This is a genomic window from Bradyrhizobium sp. SRL28 (genome assembly GCF_018596315.1).
Lineage (GTDB): Bacteria > Pseudomonadota > Alphaproteobacteria > Rhizobiales > Xanthobacteraceae > Bradyrhizobium.
Genome location: NZ_JAHEAG010000003.1, coordinates 561546 through 584841, shown reverse-complemented (window position 1 = coordinate 584841; position 23296 = coordinate 561546). Strand labels below are relative to the sequence as shown.

Genomic DNA, 23296 nt, shown 5'->3' with positions numbered 1-23296 from the left:
CGGTCAAATGCATGTGGTCAAATGATTTTTACGGAACTTTCCTGAAGATGCTGCGGCGCCGCATATGCGGTCAAGGATTCGCAAAATGACCCCGAAATCCCTGCACGATCACCACACCGCGCGGCTTGCATAGCGAGCGCGCCGTTCGCGAAATGACTGATCCGGCGATGAGCATGTTCGGGTGTCGAACGGCGCCTGAAGTCACCGAGCCGTTCATCGCCAACCAGAAATTGGGAGAATTGGATGAAGCTAGTGAAAACCTCGGCGATCGCGGTTGCAATCTCGGCCCTGCTTGCCGGTCCGGTACTGGCGCAAGGCGCCTCATCCGACACGCAGATCCGCGGCGGTGCAAAGGGCACCACCCAGATGCAGGGCGGCGCGTCGGGCAGCATCGACGAGGACACCGCCGGCCAAAAGGCCGGCGCGAAGACCGGCATGAAGGGCACGGTCGGAGCCGGCAGCGGAACGCCTCACGGAGCTGCCAAGACCACGGGCGGGGCGGCTACCCCTCCAGCGACCAGCCGATAAGCGCCAGGAGAACACCCGTCTCCTCCGCCGGGTTGCTCTCCAAACTCCGGTCGCCATGGGCGGCCGGAGTTTTTTTATGCCTTGGCCCGAACTCCGCGAACCGAAAGGGCGGCTGGTTGGCTCTATGGGATGAGAACGCATTGAAGTTCTCTCGCTGAATCAAAGGGAGCTGTTATGTTTTATCGCAAGAATTTACCGGGCTGGGAGCGGGCGATGCGGACGATCGGTGGCGTTGTCATGATCGCGTACGGGCTACTCGGCATGCCCGGGCTGCTCGGCATGCCCGGGCTGCTCGGCATGCCCGGGCTGCTTAGCATGCCCGGCACGATGGCCGGCTATCTGATCGCGGGCACCGGCGCGGTCGCTATACTGACCGGCTTTTTCGGCTTTTGCCCGATGTGCGCCATGGTCGGTCGCAGGCTCCCCTCGCCATGACGGCGCTGGCCGGAGCAGGGCGTTGCGACCCCTCGCTGATCGAGGCCGCGCGCGGCGGCGACGCCGATGCGCTGGTCTCGCTGATCGCCGCGGCCCAGCCCGACATCCGCCGCTATGCCGCGCGCAACTGCCGCGCGGCCGACATTGATGACGCGGTTCAGGAAACGCTGTTGCTGCTGTACCGGCGGGTCGGAACGCTGCGCGCGGTGACGTCGTTCTCGGCGTGGCTGTTTGCGGTCGCCCGCCGCGCCTGCCTTCGCCTGCTGCGCCAATCGGCGGGAATGGCGGACACTCCGGCCGACGATGTGGAGATGCGGCTGGCGCATCTCGCGCCCGAAGACATTCGCATCGATCTTTCCCGCGCCATCCAATCCTTGCCCGACCACTACCGCGAGGTGATCCTGCTGCGCGATATCGAGGAATTGTCGATCGACGAGATCGCCGGCGTTCTCGCTTTGACGCGCGAAAGCGTCAAGGCGCGCATTCACCGCGCGCGATTGATGATCCGGGAATATCTGGTGCGGGACTCATAGCGTTTTTCAGCGAAGTGGATTCCGGTTCGCGTCAAGAAAACGCGTCAAAATATAAATCCGATCCTCAATCGTCGAAGCGAGCGGTGTTGCGCTTCGCCTTGACGTCGCTGCGGCGCTTCTTGCCTTCCAGCCTTCGCTGCTTCGAGCCGAAGGTCGGCTTGGTGGCGCGCCGCGGTATCGGCCTTACCATGGCTTCGCGCAGCATTTCGAGCAGGCGATCGATGGCGTCGGCGCGGTTGCGTTCCTGGGTGCGGAAGCGCTGGGCGTGGATCACGATCACGCCATCCTTGGTCATGCGCTGGCCGGCAATCCGGTTCAGCCGCAGGGCGGCGTCCTCCGGCAGCGTGATCTTGCGCGTATCGAAACGGAGCTGGGCTGCGGTAGCGAGCTTGTTGACGTTCTGCCCGCCCGGGCCGGAGGCGCGGACGAAGCCGATCTCGATATCGTTTTCGTCGATCGTGAGGTCGCGGGAAACCCGCAGCATGGCGTTCACCGGGGGCGCAAGGGAGAATCGGCAGCACCATAGCGGTTTTGCGAGGGACGTCACAGTTCGTCGAGGGCCGCCCAGTGCGGTACATGGTCTGCAAGCTTGTCAAGGAGGCGTTCGAACTCCTTGCGCTCGGTTCGCGTCAGGCAGGCCAGCATCGCCTGCTCTCGCTCGCGGAGCGCCGGGATGTATTTCGCGTAAAGCGTCCGGCCGGCGGGCGTCATGAACAATTGCTGCCGACGATTGTCTGATCTGTCGGTATCGCGGCGCAACAGCTTCTTCTTTTCCAGCGCAATGATCCCGCGGCTGATATTGGCCTTGAGGTGACCCGAGAACTCGCAGATGTCGCTCGCGGTTACGCCCTCGCGGAAATTCAGGAAGATCAGGGTAACGATCTCCGGCCGCGTAAGGCCAAGCTCCATCTCGATCTTCCGAAACGACGGCTCCCGGTAGAAGTTCAGCACATAGCCCATCTTGTAGGCGATCTTGATCTCGGTGCCGCCGCGCACGGCGGCGATCCCGTTCGCCTCCCGTTCCTGCAGAACTCGCGCGCTCGTGCTGTTCTTCGCTTTCCCAGATAGTCTCATTTGTGACTTTAATGGTCTCATATGTGACTTTCTAATTGCTTTTCCGGTTGGGGTCATCTTAAATCGCGGCCGATCCACAGGGACGGCCGGCGCTGGCCATGGAAGATCGGGTAGATAGAGTGCGGGCTCGGCAGAAGATCATGGACGCGTTGCATGGACAGGAATCCCGGTGCTTCTACTCGGGTACAAGAACGCATCCGATCTATGTCGATCACGTGCGGCCGCCTCGTGGAGCGCCGGGCAAGATTCCGATCGTGGCGGTGCACGGCGCGGGCCACACAGGCAGCTGTTATCTAGCAACGCCTGATCTGAGGGCCGGATGGGCAGAGCGCTTCGCGGCCGCAGGCCGGGACGTGTTCGTGCCGGACTGGCCCGGCCATGGCCGCTCGCCGCAGCGGCCGGACTTCCCGCGACTTGGAACTGAAGATGTCGCCACGTCGCTGCTCGCGCTGCTCGAGGAGATCGGCCCGGCCGTGCTCGTCGTGCATTCCGCGAGCGGCCCCATGGCCTGGTGGATGACAGAGCGGCGGCCCGATCTTGTCAGCGCGGTTGTCGGTATCGCACCCGGCCCGCCGGGCAATCTGCTGAAGGATCTGCCCGAGGATCCGGCCGCCATCCTTGCGTTGCAAGACGATGCAAGCGCCGGCCGCCCGGTCTATGCGGCGGAGGACAGGCCGGTATGGCTGAGCGCCGAATTTGCGGCCGCCTCCTGGGCCAACGCACCGCGTTTCCCAATCTCCGCATTCGAACGCTATTGTTCTTCGATCGTGCCGGAGAGCCCGCGCATCCTGAACGAACGTTTCAACATCGGAGGGCGCGGGCTCAAGATCGGCGATCCGAAGAACCTGCGCGGCAAGCCTATCCTGATCGTGACAGGGGAGTGCGATCCGCGCCATCCGCGCGAGGTCGACGAGAGCACCGCCGGCTATCTCGGCGCCGAATTCGTGTGGCTGCCGGACCGCGGTATCAACGGCAACGGCCACATGATGATGATCGAAGACAATAGCGATGATCTCGCTGCCATCATCCTTGCCTGGCTCGATGCGGTCGGATGCTGACGCCATCGCGCGATACGCACGGAATTGGAGGAAACAAGAAATGAGATTGAATGTCCTCGGCGGTGTGCTTCTCGCCCTGATGCTTCCGGTCGCGGCTCAGGCCCAGATCAGTGGCGATGTCGTCAGGATCGGCGTCTTGACCGACATGGCGGGCGTTACCGCCGACATCACCGGCAAGGGGTCACTGGTCGCTGCCGAGATGGCCGTGCGGGAGATCGATGGCAAGGTCCTCGGCAAGCCGGTGGAGGTCATCTCGGCGGATCACCAGCACAAGGCGGATGTCGGCACGGCGGTCGCCCGCCGCTGGTTCGATGTCGAAGGTGTCGATACGATCGTGGACGTGCCGAATTCGGGCGTCGCGCTTGCGATCCAGGGCCTTGCGCGCGAGAAGAAGCGGATCGTCCTCTATTCCGGCGCCGGTACCACCGCATTGACCAATGAGCAGTGCTCGCCTTTCGGCTTCCACTGGACCTACGACACCTATGCGGTGTCGCACGGGACCGCATCCGCGGTCGTCAAGAACGGGGGCGCGTCCTGGTTCTTTCTGGCTTCGGACTACGCATTCGGGCATCAGCTCCAGAACGATGCGACCGGGGTCATCACCGCGGCCGGCGGCAAGGTGGTGGGCGCCGCGCGCCATCCGCTCAACACATCGGATTTCTCGTCATTCCTGCTGAGCGCGCAAGCCTCGGGCGCCAAGGTGGTCGGCCTCGCCAACGCCGGCAACGACACCGTCACCGCGATGCGGCAGGCGGGCGAGTTCGGGCTCGTGCAGGGCGGGCAGAGTCTTGCTGCACTGATCCTGTTTCTCCAGGACGTGCACGCGCTCGGGCTCAAGGATGCGCAAGGCACCTACCTGACGACGTCATCCTACTGGGACATGAATGATGCGACGCGCGCATGGTCGAAGCAGTTCATGGCCAGGACGGGCATGATGCCCTCGATGCTGCATGCCGGCGTCTATGGCGCGGTACGCCACTATCTCAAGGCCGTCGCCCGCGCCGGCACCGACGATGCCGACCGGGTCGCGGCCGCGATGCGGACCATTCCGATTGAGGACGTCTTCTCCGAAAACGCTGCTATCCGCGAGGACGGCCGCATCACCCGCACCATGTATCTCGTCCGGGTGAAGAAGCCTTCCGACTCGAAGTATCCCTGGGACTACTTCGAGGTCCTCCGCAGCATCCCTCCTGAGGAGACCGTGTGGCCCCTCTCAGCGAGCAAATGCCCCCTGGTCAGCAGCGCGAACCGCTGACCGCCAGCCGGTTTATAAGTGCGCGGCCTAGTTCGCCTTCGGCGGCGCCGCGGCGGGCTGGGCGGCGGCCTGCGGGGCGCGGCCGACGACGACGGTGAGCAGGCCTTGGCCCCAGAGCTTCTGCGCGGCCTTCTTGGCGTCGTCGAGCGTCACGGCGTCGACGATGGCGTTGCGCTTTTCGATGTAATCGATCGGCAGCTTGTCGAGCTGGTACTGCAGCAGCGCCTGCGCGAGCTTCGAGGAGGTATCGAGCGCCAGCATCTGCGAGCCCTTGAGGTATGACTTGGCCTCGTCCAGCTCCATCTGGGTCGGGCCTTCCTCGGCCATGCGGCGGACTTCCTTTTCGATCGCGTCGACGGTCTCGCCGGCGCGGTCGGCGCGGGTGCCGGTGTTGCCGATGAACAAAGCGGAGCGATCCATCCAGAGCAGGGATTGATAGACCGAATAGGCCAGGCCACGCTTTTCGCGCACTTCCCTGTAGAGCCGCGACGACATCCCGCCGCCGCCGAGGATGTGGTTCACGACATAGGCGGCCATGAAATTCGGATCGTGGCGGCGAATGCCGGGCCCGCCGAACGTCACCACGGTCTGCGGCACGTCGAGCGGTACGAACGCGCGCTGCGGCGGCTTGGTGGCCTCGACCTCGGTGACCTGCGTCAGGCTGGCCTTGGCCGGCAATCCGCCGAACGTCTTGTCCAGCAGCTTGCCGAGCGTATCGGCATCGACATCGCCGACCACGGCGATGCGCAGATTATCCTTCGCAATCACACGGCGGACGTAATCCTTCATGTCACTGACATCGATCTTCGGCACGCTGTCGAGCGTACCGTTGGCCTGCCTGCCATAGGGATGATCGCCGAAAGCGACTTCGAGGAATTTGCGGCTCGCCAGCGAGGTCGGGTTGGTGGTGTCGCGGCGCAGCCCGGAGAGCACCTGGGCGCGAATGCGCTCGACGTCGGCGGCGTCGAAACGCGGCGAGGTCAGCGCCAGATTCAGCAGGCCGAAAGCCTCGTCCTTGTTGTCCTTGAGCATGCGGAGCGAGCCGCGGAAGTAATCGCGGGTCGACGAGAAGCTCAACTCGATGGCGCGGCGCTCGAGGCGCTCGTGAAAGGTTTTCGAATCGAGTTCGCCGGAGCCCTCGTCGAGCAGGCCGGCGACCAGGTTGCCGACGCCGGATTTGCCCGATGGGTCCTGGGCGGCGCCGCCGCTGAAGGCATATTCCATCGCAATCAGGGGCACGGTGGCGTCCTGCACGAACCAGGCCTCGATACCGCCAGGCGAGACCAGCCGCTGGATCTTTGCTGCGGCGTGTGAGGGCGTCGCTGCCAGCACGAGTAGCACTGCGCCGGTGATCAGGCCGGATGCGAGGCGCTGCGCGCCAATCGAAAAACGGATCACGAGCGCTTCTCCTCGCGTTTCGGTGCGGCATCCTTGACCAGATAGCCGGTCACTGAGCGGTTCTTGTCGAGCCATTTCTGCGCGGCGTCACGGACCTGTTCGGCGGTAACGGCACGAATCCGGTCCGGCCAACTCCTGATATCGTCGATCGAAAGCCCCGTCGTCAGCGCGCCGCCATACCAGCGCGCCAGCGTGGCCTGATTGTCTTGGGCGTAGATCGCTTCCGCAATCAACTGGGTCTTGACCCGCTCGAGATCCTCGGCGCGGGCGGGATTCTGGATAACGTCCGCAATGACGCCGTCGATCGCCTGCTCGATCTGCGAAAACTCCACACCGGGCTTTGGCGAAACCGAGATCGAGAACTGCGATGGATCCAGCGAGGTGCCCTGGTAACCGGCGCCGGCGCTGATCGCGAGCGGACGGTCGATCACCAGCACGCGGTAGAGATAGGAGTTGGAGCCGCCGCCCATCAATTGTGCGAGCACGTCGAGCGCGGGGCCTTCGCCGGCCGCAGCGGTCGTGGAGGAGGGGACGAGATAATAGCGCCGAAGGCTGGTCTGTTCGACGCGCGGGTCGGATAGCGTCACCGTGCGCGGCGCGGCAGGCACCGGCTCCTGCGGACGGACGCGATGCGCCGATATCGCCGGCTGCGCCGGGATGCCGCCATAGGCCTTTTCCACCATCGGGCGGACTTCCTTGGCGTCGACGTCGCCTGCAATCACCAGGATCGCGTTGTTCGGCGCGTAGAAGCGCTTGTAGAACGCCAATGCATCCTCGCGGTCGAGCTTCTCGATCTCCTGGCGCCAGCCGATGATCGGCCGGCCATAGGGATGGTTGAGATACAGCGCCGCCATGATCTGTTCGGTCAGCCGCGCGTCCGGATTGTTGGCGACGCGCATGTTGAACTCTTCCAGCACGACGTCGCGCTCGGGAAGCACGTTCTCATCCTTGAGGATGAGGCCGGTCATGCGGTCGGCCTCGAACTCCATCATTTTCGCCAGTTGCTCGCGCGGTACGCGCTGGAAATAGCCGGTGTAGTCGAGCGAGGTGAACGCGTTTTCGTTGCCGCCGATCCGCAGCACGGTCTGGGAGAACTCACCGGCGGGATGTTTGGCCGTCCCCTTGAACATCAGATGTTCGAGGAAGTGCGCCAGTCCCGATTTGCCCGGCGTCTCGTCGGCGGAGCCAACCTTGTACCAGATCATCTGCGTGACGACGGGTGTGCGGTGATCCGGGATCACCAGCACTTGCAGGCCGTTGTCGAGGGTGAAGCTGGCGGGACGTTCCGACGTGACCGTGGTCTGGGCGAATGCGCTGCCGGCGGAGAAAGCGAACGTCGAGATGAAGGCTGCAACGAGAGAGGCGGCAAAGCGGTTTGAAGACATCATGACCTATCTGGCGAGTGTTCCGCAAAACGGGTTACCGGTCCTGCGGCGGGAATTCGCGCAAATGTTAGAAGTAACCCGACAAGATCGTTCGGGATCAAGCCGCGGCACCGTACACCGCGCCGGTAACCGGCAATCGTCACGAAGGCGAGAGATCGGCTTAACTATTCGCCATGCTTAACTATTCGCCATACTTGCCCTTGGACGGGTTGTATTCCTTGTTGAGCGATTCCTTCGGTCCGGTGCCGTAGGCAAAGTTCGACGACGGCGTCTGGTAGCCGGGCGGAGGCTGGGTCAGCGAATCCCGCGTCGGCTCGCCCTTGAACGGGGCCGTCTCGGTCTTGCTGCCGCCGAACAGTCCGCTGAAGCCGCCGGTATAGCCGAGCGCCGACGGGCTCAGGATCGGATTGGTGTTCGTGGTGCCGGGCTGCACCGGATCGTTGTCCTTGCGCGAGGGCGCCGCGGTCTTGCCCACCGCGAGTTCGGCCGGCGTCAGGATGCGGGCCGCTTCGCGCGGGTCCTTGTTCTCTTTCTTGCGCGCCGCGACGGCTGCCTTGCGGCGCTGCTCGTCGGGATCCTTTGGCCAGTTCGGCGCCTTCACTTCGGCCGCGGTCGCGGCCGGCGGAGGCAAATCGAGCTTGGGGGGAACCACCAGGGGGGAACGCTCGCGGTACTCGATGCCGCGGTTTTCCATGTTGGTGCCGCCGATGCCGCGCATGATGCCTTCGATGATCTTTTCCTCGAAGGTCTTGTCGTCTTCGTCCTCATCATCGGCCGCGCGCACAGGGCCGGCGGCCATCACGAGGCCTATGCCGAGGGCAATGGCGGCAAACCGCAGGGCCCGGCTCAGCGAGCTGGTCTGCAGCATCCAGAAGCGGGCTTCGGTCTCGCGCATCGCGCTGTTCCCATTCATAATTTCTGCAACACGCGGGGGCCGACCTTGAGGAGCGCAATAGCCCCATACCGCAGGGGTTCGTATCGGCCGGGATCAGGGCGCTTTTGCGGCGGGTACCCCCAGGAAGGAATCATACAATAGGCCCGCTACCCCGGCAACAATGGCCACATCCGCAAGGTTAAACACGTACCAATTGAAGGTTTTTGCCCCGATCTCGATGTGGAACAGGGCGAAATCGACCACCGCGCCATGCAGGAAGCGGTCGATGCCATTGCCAACCGCGCCGCCGATGATCAGGCCGAGCGCCAGCGTCGCCAGCAGCGTGCTGGAGCGCGCCATCCAGATCCCCAGCACGATCACGGCAATCGCCTTGATCGCCATCAGGGCGACCTGGGCAAGCTGGTTATCGCTCTGGAACCAGCCAAAGCTGATCCCGACATTCCAGGCCAGCACCAGGTCGAAGAACGGCGTGACCCTGACCGCGCCGCGCTGGGCGAGGTCGAACACGTAGAGCAGCCAGAGCTTCGAGGCCTGATCGAGCACCAGCGCGACGACCGCGGCGATGACGCCGGCGCGGAGGTGAGGGGTCATGGCGCGCTCCTTGCCGGACACTTATCTGGCCTTCTTCTTCTTCTTCTTTTTTGCCTTGGTCGCCGGCGGCTTCGTTCCCGGCTTCTTGGTCGTTTTTTTCTTGTTTGCCTTCTTGGCCGCAGCCTTTGCAGCCCCCTTCTTGGCCCCCTTCGTTACCGAAGACGCTTTTTTGGATTTGGCAGCCTTCGTGGCCTTGGCTTTCTTGGCTACGGCTTTCTTAGCCTCGGGTTTCTTGGCCGTGGTTTTCTTAGTCTTGGCCTTCTTGGCTTTGGCCTTTTTGGGCTTCTTGGCTTCGGCTTCAATGGCCTCTTCGGCTTCGACAGCCTTCTTGGCCGCTGCGACCTTCTTGGCTTTGGCCGGTCTCTCGGCCTCCTCAGCCTCCGCGCTTTCCAGAGTCTTCCTGGCCCGGACTTTCGTGTCGGGCTTGGCAGCCGTCACGTTTTCCGAGCCGGCTTGCTCAGGCGGCTCCTGTGATTGCTGCTCTTGTTCGACGTGTTGCGTTTCGATCAGCCCGACAGGTGCGGCGGGCGCTTCGACTGCTTCAACCGGCTTCTCGCCTTCGGCAAGCGCCTTCCACTCGCGCAGGGCCTGCGCGTCGCGCGGCGAGACGTCGGGATACTCGGCGTCTTCACCGACGGTCGGCAGGATCTTCCACGACCGGGCGCATTTGGTGCCCACGGCCTTTTCAACCACGACGGCGACACCGGGCACGTCGGGGAGGGTGAACGCGCCGGCCGGCGCGTCGTCGTTGGTCGCCATTGCGTTCGAGGTGATGCAGACTTCGGCCAGATCGACGTCGAACAACGTGCTGAAGATGTTCGTGTCCGACACATAGATCAGCGGCGAAGCCTCCAGCGAGGAGCCGATGTTCTTGGCGGCGCGTTCGAGTTCGAGTGCGCCGGTGACGACACGGCGGACGTCGCGGATCGTCTCCCATTTCGCGGCGAGCGCATCGTCGCGGAACTGGTCAAAACCTTCCGGGAACAGTGTCAGGTGCACCGACGGCTCGGCGTCCGGCCTGTACATCCGCCACGCTTCTTCGCAGGTGAAGCTGAGCACCGGCGCCAGCCAGCGCAGGATCGCATCGCAGATGGTGTCGATCGCGGTCAGCGCCGCCTTGCGCGTGACCGAGGACGGCGGATCGCAATAGAGCGCGTCCTTGCGAATGTCGAAATAAAACGCCGACAATTCGGTGTTCATGAACGCCGCAAGCGTCGCGACCACCGTCTTGTAGTCGAACTCGGCATAGGCCTGCCGCACGATAGCGGCGCGTTTCGCCAGCTCATGCAGCATCAAGCGTTCCAGCTCGGGCATGTCGGCATGCGCGACTGCATCGGCGGGATCGAAATGATGCAGCGTGCCGAGCATCCAGCGGATCGAGTTGCGCAGCTTGCGATAGGTTTCGATGGTGTTCTTGAGGATCTCCGGCCCGATGCGCTGATCGTCGGCATAGTCGGTGGCGCAGACCCAGAGGCGGAGGATATCCGCGCCCGAATCCTTCATCACCTTCTGCGGCTCGACGGTGTTGCCGAGCGATTTCGACATCTTGCGGCCGTTCTCGTCCAGCGTGAAGCCGTGGGTGAGCACCACGTCATACGGCGCGCGGCCGCGGGTGCCGGCGCTTTCCAGCAGCGAGGAATGAAACCAGCCGCGATGCTGGTCCGACCCTTCCAGATACATCACGGTGTCGTCGCCGCCATCGATCTTGCGGACGATGTTGCCGAGATTGGGAAAGTTCTGACGGTCCTCCAGCACGAAGGCGTGCGTCGAGCCTGAATCGAACCAGACGTCGCAGATGTCGTCGACTTTCTTCCATTCCTCAGCCGCGCGTTCCCCAAGGAAGCGCTCGCGCGCGCCGTCCATGTACCAGGCGTCGGCGCCTTCCTCCATGAAAGCTTCGACAATGCGCTGATTGACGATTTCGTCCTGCAGGATCTCGGCTGCGCCGTCGCCCTTCTCGCGCACGAACACGGCGATCGGCACGCCCCAGGCGCGCTGGCGCGAGATCACCCAGTCCGGGCGGCCGGCGATCATGCCGTTGATGCGGTTTTGTCCTGCGGGCGGCACCCACTGCGTCACCGAGATCGCATGCAGCGCGCGAGCGCGCAGCGTGTCGCCGGGCTTCGTCTTGCCGTCGACCGCAATGTCCTTGTCCATCGCGATGAACCATTGCGGCGTGTTGCGGAAGATCACTGGCTTCTTCGAGCGCCAGGAATGCGGATATTGATGCTTGAGCCGGCCGCGCGCCAGCAGCTTGCCGGCCTCGACCAGCGCCTTGATCACGGCGTCGTTGGCGTCGCCCTTCTCGCCCTTGTCGTTGATCACGCGTTTTCCCGTGAAGCCCGGCGCATGGTCGGTATAGGCGCCGTTCTCGTCGACGGTGTAGGGAATCGCGGTGTTGATGCTGCGTTGATCCAGCTCGCGCGCGTTCGCCATCCAGGCGTCGAAGTCCTCGCGGCCGTGGCCCGGTGCGGTATGCACGAAGCCGGTACCGGTGTCGTCGGTGACGTGGTCGCCGGGGAGCAGAGGGACGGTGAATTCGTAGCCGCCGCTGAAGCCTCGCAACGGATGGGCGCATTCCACTGCGTCCAGCGTGTCGCCCGGCAGGTCGCGCACCTTCTCATAGGCGGTAACGCGCGCCTGTTTGAATACTTCACCTGCGAGCGCATCGGCGAGGATCAGGAGATCGCCGTTCTTTGCCCAATTGTCAGCGGGCGCGTCGGTGACCTTGTAAAGACCATAGGCGATCTTCGGCGAGAACGAGATGGCGCGGTTGCCCGGCAGCGTCCACGGCGTCGTGGTCCAGATTACCACGGACGCCTCGGCCAGCACGCCATGCGCCGGCGAGGTGACCGGGAATTTCACCCACACCTGATCCGAAGTGTAGTCCTCGTATTCGACCTCGGCTTCGGCCAGCGCGGTCTTCTCTACCACGCTCCACATCACGGGCTTGGAGCCGCGATAGAGCGTGCCGTTGGCGGCGAACTTCATCAGTTCGCGCGCGATCTGCGCTTCGGCCGGATAGCTCATGGTGGCGTAGGGGTGATCCCAGTCGCCGATGATGCCGAGCCGCTTGAATTCCTCGCGCTGGACGTTGAGCCAGTGCGTCGCATAGGCGCGGCATTCCTTTCGGAACGCCACCATCGCGGTGGAGTCGCGGAAGTCCGGCTTCGGCTTGCCCTTGGAGCGGTAGTTCTCTTCCTCGATCTTCCATTCGATCGGCAGGCCGTGACAGTCCCAGCCCGGCACGTAGTTGGAATCGAAGCCCAGCATCTGCTGGCTCTTGGTCACCACGTCCTTGAGGATCTTGTTCAGCGCGTGGCCGATATGGATGTTGCCGTTGGCGTAGGGCGGTCCGTCATGCAGCACGAATTTGGCGCGGCCGTCGGCGTCCTTTCGCAGCTTTTCGTAGAGGTCGATCTCGTTCCAGTATTTGAGGATTTCCGGCTCGCGCTGCGGCAGGCCGGCGCGCATCGGGAATTCCGTCTGGGGCAGGAACAGGGTCTTGGAATAGTCGGCAGCTTCGGACTTTTGCGGATTTTGGGACATGAATGCTCTGGTTTGGCTCGTAACGGCGCTGAAACGCGGGGGAAAGCGGCTGAGCAGGAAAAACCCGGTCTTGCGCCGAGCAGAACGCTCAGGCGGAAGCCGGGCCGCTAATGCTGATGGTGCGCCGCGCAAACATGGAGCTTTCCATAGCAGCCGGAAGGGAGAAGCGCAAAGGGCTACATATTGAGCCGGGGTGCAGTTGCGGATTCCTCCAAAGACGCTAATTTATTGATGGACGGAGAGAATTTCATGAGCGCGTCGCCCGCCGAAGTTTTGGAAGAGCTGAAGGAGCTTCGGAGGCACGGAGATCTGAACAACGGGATTCTTTTGAAGGCTGTGCAGGGATTGCCGGTTTTTTCGCGCGAGATTGCTTCGCTGGTAGGTGGTCTGGGACCTGAGGTGTTGGTTCGGCTTCTTGATATCAGAACGCTGGCCGAACGCGTTTTCGGTGACGGGGAAAAGGCCGAAGCTTGGTTGACGCGGCCGAACTCTTCACTCTCCGGCCAAAGGCCCCTTGACCTCTTAAAGGATGAACTGGGCACGGCGGTTGTCCGAGAGATGCTTGAACGGATCGATCACGGAATTTTTGCCTGAGCTTGTAATATGGAGCTCTGGCGCATTTCGAACTATGCTGATCTTTCAGGCATTGGCGGTTTGAGGGCGGCCGGGCGGTGGCACTCGCAGGGCCGGCGGATCGTCTATCTCGCCGATCATCCATCCAGCGCGTTGCTCGAGATGCTGGTCCACATGGACCGCGATCTGATGCCGGCTACCTATCAATTGCTGCGTATCGTTGTTCCCGCCGATATTGCCGTCGAGACCATCGATATCGACCTGCCTGCAGATTGGCGATCGCAGGTGCTGACGAGCCGAGAAATCGGGGATCGATGGCTCGATCGGGCAACGAACGCACTGCTACGGGTGCCGTCGGCAATCAGCGCGAAGGGAAATAATTACCTTTTGAATCCCGAACATCCCGACGCCGCAAAGATTGCAGTGGCGGAAATCATCAAAGCGCCTTTCGATCCTCGATTGCTCGCCTGAAAAGGGAGCGGTCAAGCCGGTCATTTCAGCCGGGCCGGGCCGGGTTTCCGGCGACTATGACGCCGGGGCCGACATCCCGCGTGACCACGCTGCCGGCGCCGATCACGGCGCCATCACCGATGGTGACGCCGGGAAGGATGATGGCGCCGCCGCCGATCCAGACATCGCTGCCGATCCGCACCGGGCGGCCGAATTCGAGGCCGGTCCGCCGCGTCTCCGCGTCGCGCGGGTGGTCGGCGGCGTAGATTTGCGTCGCGGGCCCGATCTGGGTGCGGTCGCCGATGACAACTTCGACCACGTCGAGGATGACGCAGTTGAAATTGAGAAACACCTCGTCGCCGAGCCGGATGTTGTAGCCGTAATCGCAGAAGAACGGCGGGCGGATCACGGCCCCGGTGCCGACGTGGCCGAAATGGGCCGATAGCAGCGCGTGCCGCTCAGCCACGGGTGCTGCGAGCGCCGCATTGTAGCGTGCGAGCCAGGCTTTGTTGGCGGTGGCATCCGCCTGCAGTTCGGGATCGCCGGGCCGGTACAGCTCGCCGGCCAGCATTTTTTCTTTTTCCGTCTTGTTCAACCAATCGCTCCGAGCCTGGGAAAGGCGTCCGGCGCCGCGGCCAGTGCCGCGCGCGCCCTGGCGCTGTCGTCATCCATCTGGCGTATCAACGCTTCGATGGTGTCGAATTTCAGCTCGTCACGGATGAAACTGATGAAGGCGACGTCGAGCACGGTGTCATAGAGGTCGCCCTTGAAGTCGAACAGGAACACTTCGAGCAGCGGCGCGCCGTTGTCGAAGGTTGGGCGGCGCCCGAAGCTTGCCACCGCGTCAAAGCGCTCGGCCCCGCGGCCGACCCGCACCGCATAGATGCCGTGCTTGAGGCTGCAATTTTTGTCGAGGCGGATATTGGCGGTGGGGTAGCCGAGATCGCGGCCGCGCTTCTCGCCATGGATCACCTCGCCGCTCACGAACCACGGCCCGCCCAGCATGGCGGTGGCCTCGTCGATCTGGCCTTCCGCCAGCGCCATGCGGATCGCACTGGAGGACACCGGCCGTTCCTCGATATCGACATGGGCCTGGACGTCGACCTCGATGCCGAGTCGCGGCCCCTCGCTGACCAGCAGGCTAGGTGAGCCGGCACGGCCCTTGCCGAAATGGAAGTCGTAGCCGACCGCAATGCCGCTGACGCCGAGGCGCTGGATCAGGTCATGGTGAATGAAATCTTGCGCCGAGGTTCCGGCGCGGCTCTTGTCGAACGTCATCACCACGGCACCGCCCAGCCCCGTCCCGGCCAGCAGCCGCAGCTTGCTGGCCTCGTCGGAGAGGCGGAATTGCGGGCTGTTCGGGCTGAAAAAGGTGCGCGGGTGCGGCTCGAAGGTGAGGGCAAAAGCCGGCTTGCCGTGGGCGCGACCCATCCGCAAAGCGGCGTCGATCACGGCCCGGTGCCCCAGATGGACGCCGTCGAAATTGCCCATCGCGACCACGGCCCCGCGGGGGATCTCGGCGGCCGGGGTGGTGTCTCGGATAACGGTAAAACCAGTTGTCATTTCAGGGATTCTGCACGGATTCTTCAGGGACTTTTCAGAGATTCTTGGGGTCTCGGCGCGGCCGGACCGTGACGCGCTGCCCCCATCGAAGTCAAGCGGGGCGGGTCGGATCAAAACGGATGCAATCCGGCGCCGCCCGGTTAACTGGCTGTTTAACGCCTGATGCTAGTGCTGGGGGGAGGACTGCGGGTCGCGCAGGCCTGCCGATAATTTGTGGCGTAAGCATTGAGTGGGGGAAAGATGGCGGTTGATTTGTCCATGCCGGTTCTGGTGGTCGATGACTACAGCACCATGATCCGCATCATCCGAAATCTTTTGAAGCAGCTCGGCTTCGACAACATCGACGATGCCAGCGATGGCTCGGCGGCGCTGAACAAGATGCGCGGCAAGAAATACGGGCTCGTGATTTCCGACTGGAACATGGAGCCGATGACCGGCTACGACCTGCTCAAGGAAGTCCGTGCCGATCCCAACCTGGCCACCACGCCCTTCATCATGATCACGGCGGAATCCAAGACCGAGAACGTGATCGCCGCCAAGAAGGCCGGCGTGAACAATTACATCGTCAAGCCGTTCAACGCGGCGACGCTTAAGACCAAGATCGAGGCGGTCTTCCCGGATATGGCGACGGCGTAAGGGCGCCGAACCTTCCCAACGACTGATATCGAATTCGTCATGCCCGGGCTTGTCCCGGGCATCCACGTTTTTGGTGCGACGAGTCTTTTATACGGCGAGGTCGTAAAGACGTGGATGGCCGGGACAAGCCCGGCCATGACGACACAGTGCTAGCAGCCGCTTGCTACCACTTGAGCTCGCGCATCAGCGCACGCGGTGGATGGCCGAACAGCTCTTTCACTGAGGCCGGATCGAGCTGGTCGATGCCCTCGAATTCTTCGGAATGGATGCCGCGGGTGAGGAAAAGACAATCGATTCCGAAACCGAGCGCGCCGGTGAGGTCGGTCCGCACCGAATCCCCGATCGCCAGCACACGGTCGAGCGAGGTCGGCTGGCCGCGGCGTTCGGCGGCCAGCGCCATGGCGCGTTCATAGATCGGCCGGTGCGGCTTGCCGTAGAAGATCGCCTCGCCGCCGAGTTCGCGATAGAGCTCGGCGATGGCGCCCGCGCAATAGATCAGCCGGTCGCCGCGTTCGACGACGATGTCGGGATTGGCGCAGACCAGCGGCAGCTTATGCTCGCGCGCCTGCAACAGCATCGCGCGATAGTCTTCAGCAGATTCGGTCTCGTCGTCGAACAGGCCGGTGCAGATGATGTAGTCGGCCTGTTCCAGCGGCGCCATCACGGCGTCGAGCCCGCGATGGATCGAAGAGTCTCGCTCCGGACCGATCCAGAAGATCTTCTTGCCGGGATGGTCGGCGACGAAATTCCGGGTCAGGTCGCCGGAGCTGACGATGGCATCGTAGGTTTCGTCGGCGACGCCGAGCTTGCGCAACTGGCGCTGCACGGAATCGGCAGGCCGCGGCGCGTTGGTGATCAGGATGACGGTGCCGCCGCGCTGGCGATAGGTGTGCAGCGCCTCGCAGGCTTCGGGAAAGGACTCGAGCCCGTTATGCACCACGCCCCAGATGTCGGAGAGGATGACCTCCACGCCGCCCACGAGGTCGCTCAGCCTCTCCACGAAACGCAATGAGGTCATGAGTACGGAAGCCTGTTAGCCCGGTCCCGCGGCACGGCGCGCCAAGGCGGCATTGCCGGTCGCCCGCATCGGGGGCTCTGCCGCCGGGCCGGCGACGGGTACGGTGCTGCTGGAGCCATTGGGAGTTCCGGATTCCTTGTTCGCTGTCGCCCCGCCGGTAGCAGATGCCCCCTCGGGCCGCAACGGCCGCGGCGGCGCAAACAGGAAGCCCTGCCCAAACCGCACGTCATAGTCGAGCAGGTCCACCACCGCGCGCTCGCCCTCGATCTTCTCGGCGATCAGGTCGATGCCAAAGCGGCCGAGCAGGTCGGAGAGATCGGAAGGGTGGATGTCCGAGGTCGAACTCTGCTTGGGATCGAGCAACAATGCCGCCGGCACCTTGATGAAACGGACGCCGCGGTCGGCGAGATCGCGCGGTTCGATCCGCAAGTCGGTGACGTGATCGATCGAGAAGCGGTAACCGCGCTGCGACAGCGCGGCGAGATTCTCGATTTCGGTCGGGCCGAGGTGGCGGAACGCCGCCTGCTTGAATTCGAGCACGAAGGACGGCGCCAGCGCCCGATTGGCCTCGAGGAAGTCGAGGCATTGCGCGAAATTGGCGGGATTGCCGAGCGTCGCCGCCGAGACGTTGCAGAACACGCCGACGTCCTTGTTGCGCACCATCAGGCGGCGCAACACCTGGATACAGCGCAGCATCACCATGTGATCGATCTTGCCGATCAGCCCGCCGGCTTCGGCGGTGGGGATGAAATCGTCGGCGGCGAGTATCTGGTCCTTGTCGTCGCGCAGCCGCGTCACCGCTTCGTAGAAGCGCACCTTGCGCTGCGGCAGCGTCACCATCGGCTGCAGGTAGATATCGAGCCGGCTTTCCTCGACGGCGTTCTTCACCGCGGCAAGCAGTTGCGGCTGGCTGCGCGAGGGCGAAGCGGCTTCCGCGGCAACCGCTGAAGATGCCGGCTTTGCAGCTGCAACCGGCGCGGGCCTGACCGTGGGCGCCGCTTGCTCCTGGGCGATCGCCGGCTCTTTCGGCGGTTCGGAATGCGGCCTGTCCGACGGGGCGGGGGGCGCGGCCGCCGCGCCCGAGGCCAGCAGATCCTCATGGCTCGCCACCGAGATGGCCAGTTGCTTGACCAGCCCGCCGAGCTCGTTGATCTCGCCGAGGACGGCCTGGATGCGGTCGGAGCTTGCAGAGTTCGCCGACACCACCCGGCCCTCGACGGCGGCAAGCCGGCGGCCGAACTCGGCAACCTGGCGGGCGAGGTCGGCGGTGCCGCGGGAAAGATCGGCGATCTGGCCGCCGACGTCGGAGCGGTCGCGCAGCCGCATCGACACGGCGTTGTAGAGGATCAGGAAGGTCAGCGCGGTGAGCGCCACGATCGCGGATTCGGTGCCGCTGAAGCCGGCCACCGCATGCAGGACGAGGCCGAGGGAGGCTGCAACCAGCACCATGCAGATGGCGATGAAAATCGTCGAAATGCGAATCATGTCGCGCGCTACGCCTTCAGGTCCGAACTGTATTCACCCGGGAAAACACGGAAGTTTCAGCCATGGTCCGCCTTGCGCTCCCCGAGCGACGCAACCTTAGCATCAATGTTGATTCGCAGAGCTAGTGTTCTTTGGGCACGGCGGGAACTGGCCGCTCCAGCCTAAGCGATGGCGCGCGACTTCTGTCCTGGCGATGGGGGGCGTGCGCCGTGGGCCGCGGTCTGACGCTCGATTTCCGAGTTGAGCTGGGCGCCGAACAGCACGATCGTAGCCGAGATCCACATCCACATCATCAGGCCGATGGCGGCGCCCAGCGAGCCGTAGGTCGCGTTGTAGTTGCCGAAATTCGAGAGGTACCAGGACAGCGCGGCCGAGCCGGCGATCCAGAGCAGCGCCGCGGCCAACGTTCCCGCGCCCAGCCACTCCCACCGCGCCGCACGCCGGTTGGGTCCAAACCGGTAGAGCAGGCTCAGCGCCACCAGCAGAACCGCCAACAGCAACGGCCAACGCGCCAGGCCGAGGATAAGCCCGCTTTCGGGCGGCAGGCCGAGATGATTGAACAGCAGCGGAAACACCACCACCGCGCCGACCATCAGCAGCAGGGCTACGATGCCGCCGGTCGTGAATGCGAGCGAAAGCAGGTTTAGTTTCAGGAAGTTGCGCGTCTCCCGCACCTCGTAGACGACATTGAGCGCGTCGATGATCGCCTTGACACCGGCGTTGGCGCTCCACAGAGCAAGGGCGAGGCCAAACAGAAACGTTCCGCCGAGCGCGGCGTTGCCCCTTTCAAGCACACGGGCAATCTGGTCCTGCACGATCTGGAACGAACCTTCGGGCAGCATCAACGCCAGCGTTTGCAGATTGGCGCCGATGGTTTCGGGATCGGTGAACAGGCCATAGGACGAGACCAGCGCCGTCACGGCCGGAAATATCGCGAGCAGTCCGAAGAACACCACGCCGGCGGCGGTGGCGAGCAAGCGGTCATCATTGGTGCGTTCATAGATGCGCCACAGGATCTGTTTCCAGGCGGCCCAGGGAATTGCAGCCCAATTGATCGTAGGCTTGCTACCCGTTCGGGCATCGGGTTCCCGAGCCTGTTCGCGCGCGGGCGAGCCGGGATGCGCGATCAATTTTCCGGAAGAACCAGCTTTTGCTCCGGGCTGAAAAAAATGCTGCGCGGTCAGGACGAGAATGGCCGTCGCCGCCATCAAGCGCAGATTGTCGTCGGGGCCGGATCGCGCGCGGGGCATCAGATGTCCGTTCGTCGTGCTTGCCACCGCCGTCGCGTTGCCGCCCAGCCCAGCAAGGTCGCCATCAGGATCAGGCCGGCCTGCATCTGCCTGTTGTTGCGCCCCGTCCGCGATCGCCGCCTGCGGCGGGCGCCGGCTGGAGGCGCCGAAGGCGCCAACAGGACCGACGCGGCGGTGTCCCGTGCGGCTTCGATCTGGTCCGGCTGGAGCGGATTGGCCTTGATCGCCACGCGAAGGCGGCTGGTGAGCGAGGGAAAATGCGGCGATGGTTGTCTTAGTTTGGCCGTGGCCAGCCCGGCGCAGATGGCGGCGATCGCGAGCAGCAACGCGCCGATCGCGCCGAATGCCCAGAACTGCCCGTAATGGATTTCGATCCAGCGAAACAGCGCCGTGGCGCCGACGAGATAGGCGGCGATGAGGAAAACGCCGGCTACGGCGAGCAGGCCTGCCGCGACGGCATAGGACGTGATGGTCCCGCTCGCCTGGTTGGTCCGGTCGCGCAGATACGATCGCGTCGCCAGCTTGATCTGGTTGAGCTTCAGTCCGATTCCGGCGCGCAGCAGGTCGCTCGAAGGCGCGAGCATCTCTGCAAAACCTCCTCGGGCGGTGACATGATCGTCCCGCCGGAGAATGAACGCCGGTTAGTTTTGAATGTTCCTACGGCGGCCGTAGCGTTTTCGAGCGAAGCGGCTACCGCTTCGCGTAAAGAAAACGCGTCACAACTAAAGACTACGCCGTCGCGCGGATCACCTTGGCGACCTTTTCGATGATCTCGCCGATCTGGTCTTCGGTGATGATCAGCGGCGGGGTCAGCACCAGCGTGTCGCCGGCCACCCGCACCATCAGGTCGTTGTCGTGGAAGGCGCTGTTGAGCCCGGCGAAGCCGCGCTTGCCCGGCGCGTCGGCGACCGGCGCGAGATCGATGCCGGCGGTCAGGCCGACGGTGCGGATATCCACGACATCAGGGTCCTTCCGCAGCGACATCACGGCGTCGGCGAATTTCGGCTCCAGCCCAAGAGCGCGCTCGAACAGCTTTTCGTCGCGGTAGATGTCGAGCGTGGCGAGACCCGCCGCGCAGGCCAGCGGATGGGCCGAGTAGGTGTAGCCATGGGCCAGTTCGACCGCGTGTTCCGGGCCGCTCATGAAGGCGTCGTGGATGGTGTCGCGCACCAGTACACCGCCCATCGGAGCGGCGCCATTGGTGATGCCTTTGGCGAAGGTCAGCATGTCAGGCACCACGCCGTAGCGTTCGGCGGCGAAAGGAAAGCCGAGCCGGCCAAATCCGGTGATCACCTCGTCGAAGATCAACAGAATGCCGTGCTTCTGGGTGATCTCGCGCAGCCGCTTGAGATAGCCCTTCGGCGCTGGCAGCACGCCGGTCGATCCCGCCATCGGCTCGACGATCACGGCCGCAACGGTGTTGGCGCCATGCAAATTGACGATGCGTTCGAGCTCGTCGGCGAAATGCGCGCCATATTCAGGCTCGCCCATGCTGAAGGCCTGCTTCTCGCGGTCATAGGTCGCCGGCAAATGGTCGACGCCGGTCAATAGCGAGCCGAACATCTTTCGGTTGCCGACGATGCCGCCGACCGAGGTGCCGCCAAAACCGACGCCGTGATAGCCGCGCTCGCGGCCGATCAGGCGGATGCGGCTGCCCTGGCCGTTGATCTGGTGATAGGCCAGCGCGATCTTGAGCGCGGTGTCGGCCGCTTCCGAGCCGGAATTGCAGAAGAACACGTGGTCGAGGCCGGCGGGCGCCAGTTCCGCGATGCGGCTGGCGAGTTCGAAGGCCTGCGGGATGCCGAACTGGAACGGCGGCGCATAGTCCAGCGCCTCGGCCTGCTTGGCGATCGCCGACGAAATTTGCGTGCGGCCGTGGCCGGCATTGGTGCACCACATGCCCGAGGCGCCGTCGATGATCTTGCGGCCGTCGACCGTGAAGTAATGCATGTCCTTGGCGCCAGCGAGCAGCCGCGGGTTCTTCTTGAAGGCCCGGTTCGCGGTGAACGGCATCCAGTGCGCGGCGAGGTCGTTCGGAACCGCGACGGGGGTGGGACGGGGGCTCTTGTCCAGCATGGGCGGCCTCTTTTCGGTTTGGAGCGGTGGGCTAATGCCAAACTATCAGTTTCGTCCGTGAACGGGAACGTCAGCACGCCGTGATATTTCCGCGTAATCGGCCGGATCAAAGATCGGCGGCGGCGATCCAGAACACTTCGCCCTCGGAATCCGCGGTATCGAGCCAGAGCAGCGGCAGTTGTGGATAAGCGGCCTCGAGTTGCGGACGGCAGCGGCCGATCTCGCATAGCAGCCCGCCCTGCGGCGTCAGATGCGCTTCTGCTTCGTCCAGGATGCGGCGGACGATGTCGATTCCATCCGGGCCGCCGTCGAAGGCAAGCTTCGGCTCGGCGCGGCATTCGCGGGGCAGGCTGGCCATGCCTTCCGCATCGACATAGGGCGGATTGGAAATGATGAGGTCGTAGCGCTTGCCGTTCAGCGGCTTGAACAGATCGCCGCGGTACAGCGTGAGGCGGTCCCCCAGCCCGTAATCCCGAACATTGCGCGCGGCGACTTCCAGCGCATCCTTTGAAATATCCACCGCGTCGATTTCGGCATTCGGAAAATTCCGGCTGGCCAGAATGGCAAGGCAGCCCGAGCCGGTGCAGAGGTCAAGCACGCTTTCGACCACGGCGGGGTCCGAGATCAGCGAGCCGGCCTCCTCATCGCCGTCGGCGCCGAAATGCTGCTCCAGCAATTCGCCGATGAACGAGCGCGGCACGATGGTGCGCTCGTCGACATAGAAAGGCAGGCCGCGCATGTAGATCTTGTTGACGAGGTAGGCTGTGGGTTTTCGCGTCGTGATGCGCCGCGTGATCAGATCGAGGATCTTCTTGCCTTCGGCCGCGGTGACGCGCGCGGTGGCGAACGCCTCGAACTGGTCAGGGTGCAGATGCAGCGCCTCGCAGACCAGGAAGGCGGCCTCGGCAACCGGATCGGTGGTGCCATGCGCGAACACCAGTTCGGCCTCGGTGAAGCGGCTGACGGCGTAGCGGACGAAATCGAGCAGCGTCAGCAATTCGCCTGCACCGACCTTGGGAAGTCTTGATGAGGTCTGACCGCGCTTTGCCGCCGGCTTTGTGCGTTTGGCCATCAGGCTTTGGTCCAGCGCGCGGCGGCGGCATCATCGTGGTCGCGTGCCTCGATCCAGCTCGTGCCTTTTCCGCTTTCTTCGCGCTTCCAGAACGGCGCGTTGGTCTTCAGGTAGTCCATCAGGAATTCCGCCGCTTCGAAGGCTGCCTGGCGGTGCGGCGACGCCGTCACGACAAGCACGATGTTCTCGCCCGGCGCGATGCGGCCGAACCGGTGAATGATGGTGAGCCCCTGCAACGGCCAGCGCGACAGCGCCTCGTCGGCGTGGCGGGCGATCTCGGCCTCGGCCATGCCGGGATAATGCTCGAGCGTCAGCGCGGCGATCGGCTCGCCGTTCTCGCTGCCGCGGCAGATGCCGCTGAACGAGACGACGGCGCCGATATCAGTGCGGCTCTTGGTGAGAACAGCGATTTCCTGCGCGACGTCGAAATCGGCTTGCTGGATCCGGATGGTCGCGGTGACGGACATCGGTC

Annotated in this window: 23 protein-coding genes and 1 pseudogene; 8 read left to right on the top strand and 16 right to left on the bottom strand. The window is 63.9% G+C overall.

Annotation, left to right across the window (positions count from 1 at the left end; translation table 11 throughout):
• The first annotated feature begins 243 nt into the window (after positions 1-243).
• The 3 genes from KIP88_RS10770 to KIP88_RS10760 all read left to right on the top strand — a co-directional run bounded on the left by KIP88_RS10770 (position 244) and on the right by KIP88_RS10760 (position 1496).
• Entirely contained in the window at positions 244-528 is a 285-nt protein-coding gene (locus KIP88_RS10770; protein WP_214487845.1) for a hypothetical protein, read from the top strand.
• A gap of 174 nt (positions 529-702) precedes the next feature.
• On the top strand, positions 703-963 hold the full coding sequence (locus KIP88_RS10765; protein WP_214487844.1) for a DUF2892 domain-containing protein: 261 nt from the start codon (positions 703-705) through the stop codon (positions 961-963).
• Positions 960-1496 (top strand): RNA polymerase sigma factor, encoded by a 537-nt coding sequence (locus KIP88_RS10760; protein ID WP_214487843.1) that lies wholly within the window; start codon positions 960-962, stop codon positions 1494-1496. Before KIP88_RS10765 ends, KIP88_RS10760 begins: the two co-directional genes overlap by 4 nt.
• Before the next feature lie 64 nt (positions 1497-1560).
• Here KIP88_RS10760 and arfB read toward each other — a convergent pair whose 3' ends face one another.
• Positions 1561-1980, bottom strand: coding sequence for an alternative ribosome rescue aminoacyl-tRNA hydrolase ArfB (arfB, locus tag KIP88_RS10755; protein ID WP_214487842.1), 420 nt, complete (start codon positions 1978-1980; stop codon positions 1561-1563).
• Positions 1981-2039: 59 nt separating this feature from the next.
• Positions 2040-2570: a MarR family winged helix-turn-helix transcriptional regulator gene (locus KIP88_RS10750; protein ID WP_249790665.1), complete on the bottom strand. Its 531-nt coding sequence runs from the start codon at positions 2568-2570 to the stop codon at positions 2040-2042.
• A gap of 140 nt (positions 2571-2710) precedes the next feature.
• Between KIP88_RS10750 and KIP88_RS10745 the strand changes: the two genes are divergently transcribed.
• Together KIP88_RS10745 and KIP88_RS10740 are read left to right on the top strand one after the other, a co-directional pair.
• Positions 2711-3628 (top strand): alpha/beta fold hydrolase, encoded by a 918-nt coding sequence (locus tag KIP88_RS10745; RefSeq protein WP_249790664.1) that lies wholly within the window; start codon positions 2711-2713, stop codon positions 3626-3628.
• Between the two features lie 40 nt (positions 3629-3668).
• Positions 3669-4883: an ABC transporter substrate-binding protein gene (locus KIP88_RS10740; RefSeq protein ID WP_214487840.1), complete on the top strand. Its 1215-nt coding sequence runs from the start codon at positions 3669-3671 to the stop codon at positions 4881-4883.
• 27 nt (positions 4884-4910) lie between these two features.
• On the opposite strand, the gene KIP88_RS10735 is transcribed toward KIP88_RS10740, so the two are convergent.
• The 5 genes and pseudogenes from KIP88_RS10735 to ileS all read right to left on the bottom strand — a co-directional run.
• Positions 4911-6356 carry a pitrilysin family protein gene (locus KIP88_RS10735; protein ID WP_214487839.1) on the bottom strand — a complete coding sequence of 482 codons (1446 nt, stop codon included), beginning with the start codon at positions 6354-6356 and terminating at the stop codon, positions 4911-4913.
• Positions 6278-7666: a pitrilysin family protein gene (locus tag KIP88_RS10730; protein ID WP_214488026.1), complete on the bottom strand. Its 1389-nt coding sequence runs from the start codon at positions 7664-7666 to the stop codon at positions 6278-6280. The genes KIP88_RS10735 and KIP88_RS10730 overlap by 79 nt, the downstream gene beginning before the upstream one ends.
• Positions 7667-7847: 181 nt before the next feature.
• Positions 7848-8561 (bottom strand): hypothetical protein, encoded by a 714-nt coding sequence (locus KIP88_RS10725; RefSeq protein WP_214487838.1) that lies wholly within the window; start codon positions 8559-8561, stop codon positions 7848-7850.
• Between the two features lie 93 nt (positions 8562-8654).
• Entirely contained in the window at positions 8655-9152 is a 498-nt protein-coding gene (gene lspA / locus KIP88_RS10720; RefSeq protein WP_214487837.1) for a signal peptidase II, read from the bottom strand.
• 564 nt (positions 9153-9716) lie between these two features.
• Positions 9717-12701 (bottom strand): annotated as a pseudogene (ileS, locus tag KIP88_RS10715) (isoleucine--tRNA ligase); the annotation flags it as partial.
• 249 nt (positions 12702-12950) lie between these two features.
• Here ileS and KIP88_RS10710 point away from each other — a divergent pair.
• Positions 12951-13295, top strand: a complete 345-nt coding sequence (locus KIP88_RS10710) for an MbcA/ParS/Xre antitoxin family protein (RefSeq protein ID WP_214487836.1) — start codon at positions 12951-12953, stop codon at positions 13293-13295.
• 9 nt (positions 13296-13304) lie between these two features.
• Positions 13305-13745 (top strand): RES family NAD+ phosphorylase, encoded by a 441-nt coding sequence (locus KIP88_RS10705; protein ID WP_214487835.1) that lies wholly within the window; start codon positions 13305-13307, stop codon positions 13743-13745.
• 25 nt (positions 13746-13770) lie between these two features.
• Here KIP88_RS10705 and KIP88_RS10700 read toward each other — a convergent pair whose 3' ends face one another.
• The gene (locus KIP88_RS10700) at positions 13771-14319 is read right to left on the bottom strand and encodes a sugar O-acetyltransferase (RefSeq protein WP_214487834.1); all 549 of its coding nucleotides are present in this window, start codon (positions 14317-14319) and stop codon (positions 13771-13773) included.
• Positions 14316-15287 carry a bifunctional riboflavin kinase/FAD synthetase gene (locus tag KIP88_RS10695; protein WP_214488025.1) on the bottom strand — a complete coding sequence of 324 codons (972 nt, stop codon included), beginning with the start codon at positions 15285-15287 and terminating at the stop codon, positions 14316-14318. Before KIP88_RS10695 ends, KIP88_RS10700 begins: the two co-directional genes overlap by 4 nt.
• A gap of 240 nt (positions 15288-15527) precedes the next feature.
• Here KIP88_RS10695 and KIP88_RS10690 point away from each other — a divergent pair, with 240 nt between their 5' ends.
• Complete coding sequence (locus KIP88_RS10690; RefSeq protein WP_057835874.1) at positions 15528-15923, top strand: response regulator; 396 nt, start codon at positions 15528-15530, stop codon at positions 15921-15923.
• Positions 15924-16086: 163 nt separating this feature from the next.
• Here the strand turns inward: KIP88_RS10690 and KIP88_RS10685 are convergent, their stop codons facing one another.
• The 7 genes from KIP88_RS10685 to KIP88_RS10655 form a co-directional block, all read right to left on the bottom strand.
• Positions 16087-16941, bottom strand: coding sequence for a TIGR01459 family HAD-type hydrolase (locus tag KIP88_RS10685; RefSeq protein ID WP_214487833.1), 855 nt, complete (start codon positions 16939-16941; stop codon positions 16087-16089).
• A 15-nt stretch (positions 16942-16956) separates the two neighbouring features.
• Positions 16957-18426, bottom strand: coding sequence for an EAL domain-containing protein (locus tag KIP88_RS10680; protein ID WP_214487832.1), 1470 nt, complete (start codon positions 18424-18426; stop codon positions 16957-16959).
• A 161-nt stretch (positions 18427-18587) separates the two neighbouring features.
• Entirely contained in the window at positions 18588-19676 is a 1089-nt protein-coding gene (locus tag KIP88_RS10675; protein WP_214487831.1) for a YihY/virulence factor BrkB family protein, read from the bottom strand.
• On the bottom strand, positions 19676-20260 hold the full coding sequence (locus KIP88_RS10670; RefSeq protein WP_214487830.1) for a phage holin family protein: 585 nt from the start codon (positions 20258-20260) through the stop codon (positions 19676-19678). Before KIP88_RS10670 ends, KIP88_RS10675 begins: the two co-directional genes overlap by 1 nt.
• 145 nt (positions 20261-20405) lie before the next feature.
• Positions 20406-21752: an aspartate aminotransferase family protein gene (locus tag KIP88_RS10665; RefSeq protein WP_214487829.1), complete on the bottom strand. Its 1347-nt coding sequence runs from the start codon at positions 21750-21752 to the stop codon at positions 20406-20408.
• A 106-nt stretch (positions 21753-21858) separates the two neighbouring features.
• Positions 21859-22824 carry a 50S ribosomal protein L3 N(5)-glutamine methyltransferase gene (prmB, locus tag KIP88_RS10660; RefSeq protein WP_214487828.1) on the bottom strand — a complete coding sequence of 322 codons (966 nt, stop codon included), beginning with the start codon at positions 22822-22824 and terminating at the stop codon, positions 21859-21861.
• Positions 22824-23291 carry a molybdenum cofactor biosynthesis protein MoaE gene (locus KIP88_RS10655; protein WP_214487827.1) on the bottom strand — a complete coding sequence of 156 codons (468 nt, stop codon included), beginning with the start codon at positions 23289-23291 and terminating at the stop codon, positions 22824-22826. Before KIP88_RS10655 ends, prmB begins: the two co-directional genes overlap by 1 nt.
• Positions 23292-23296: the final 5 nt, after the last annotated feature.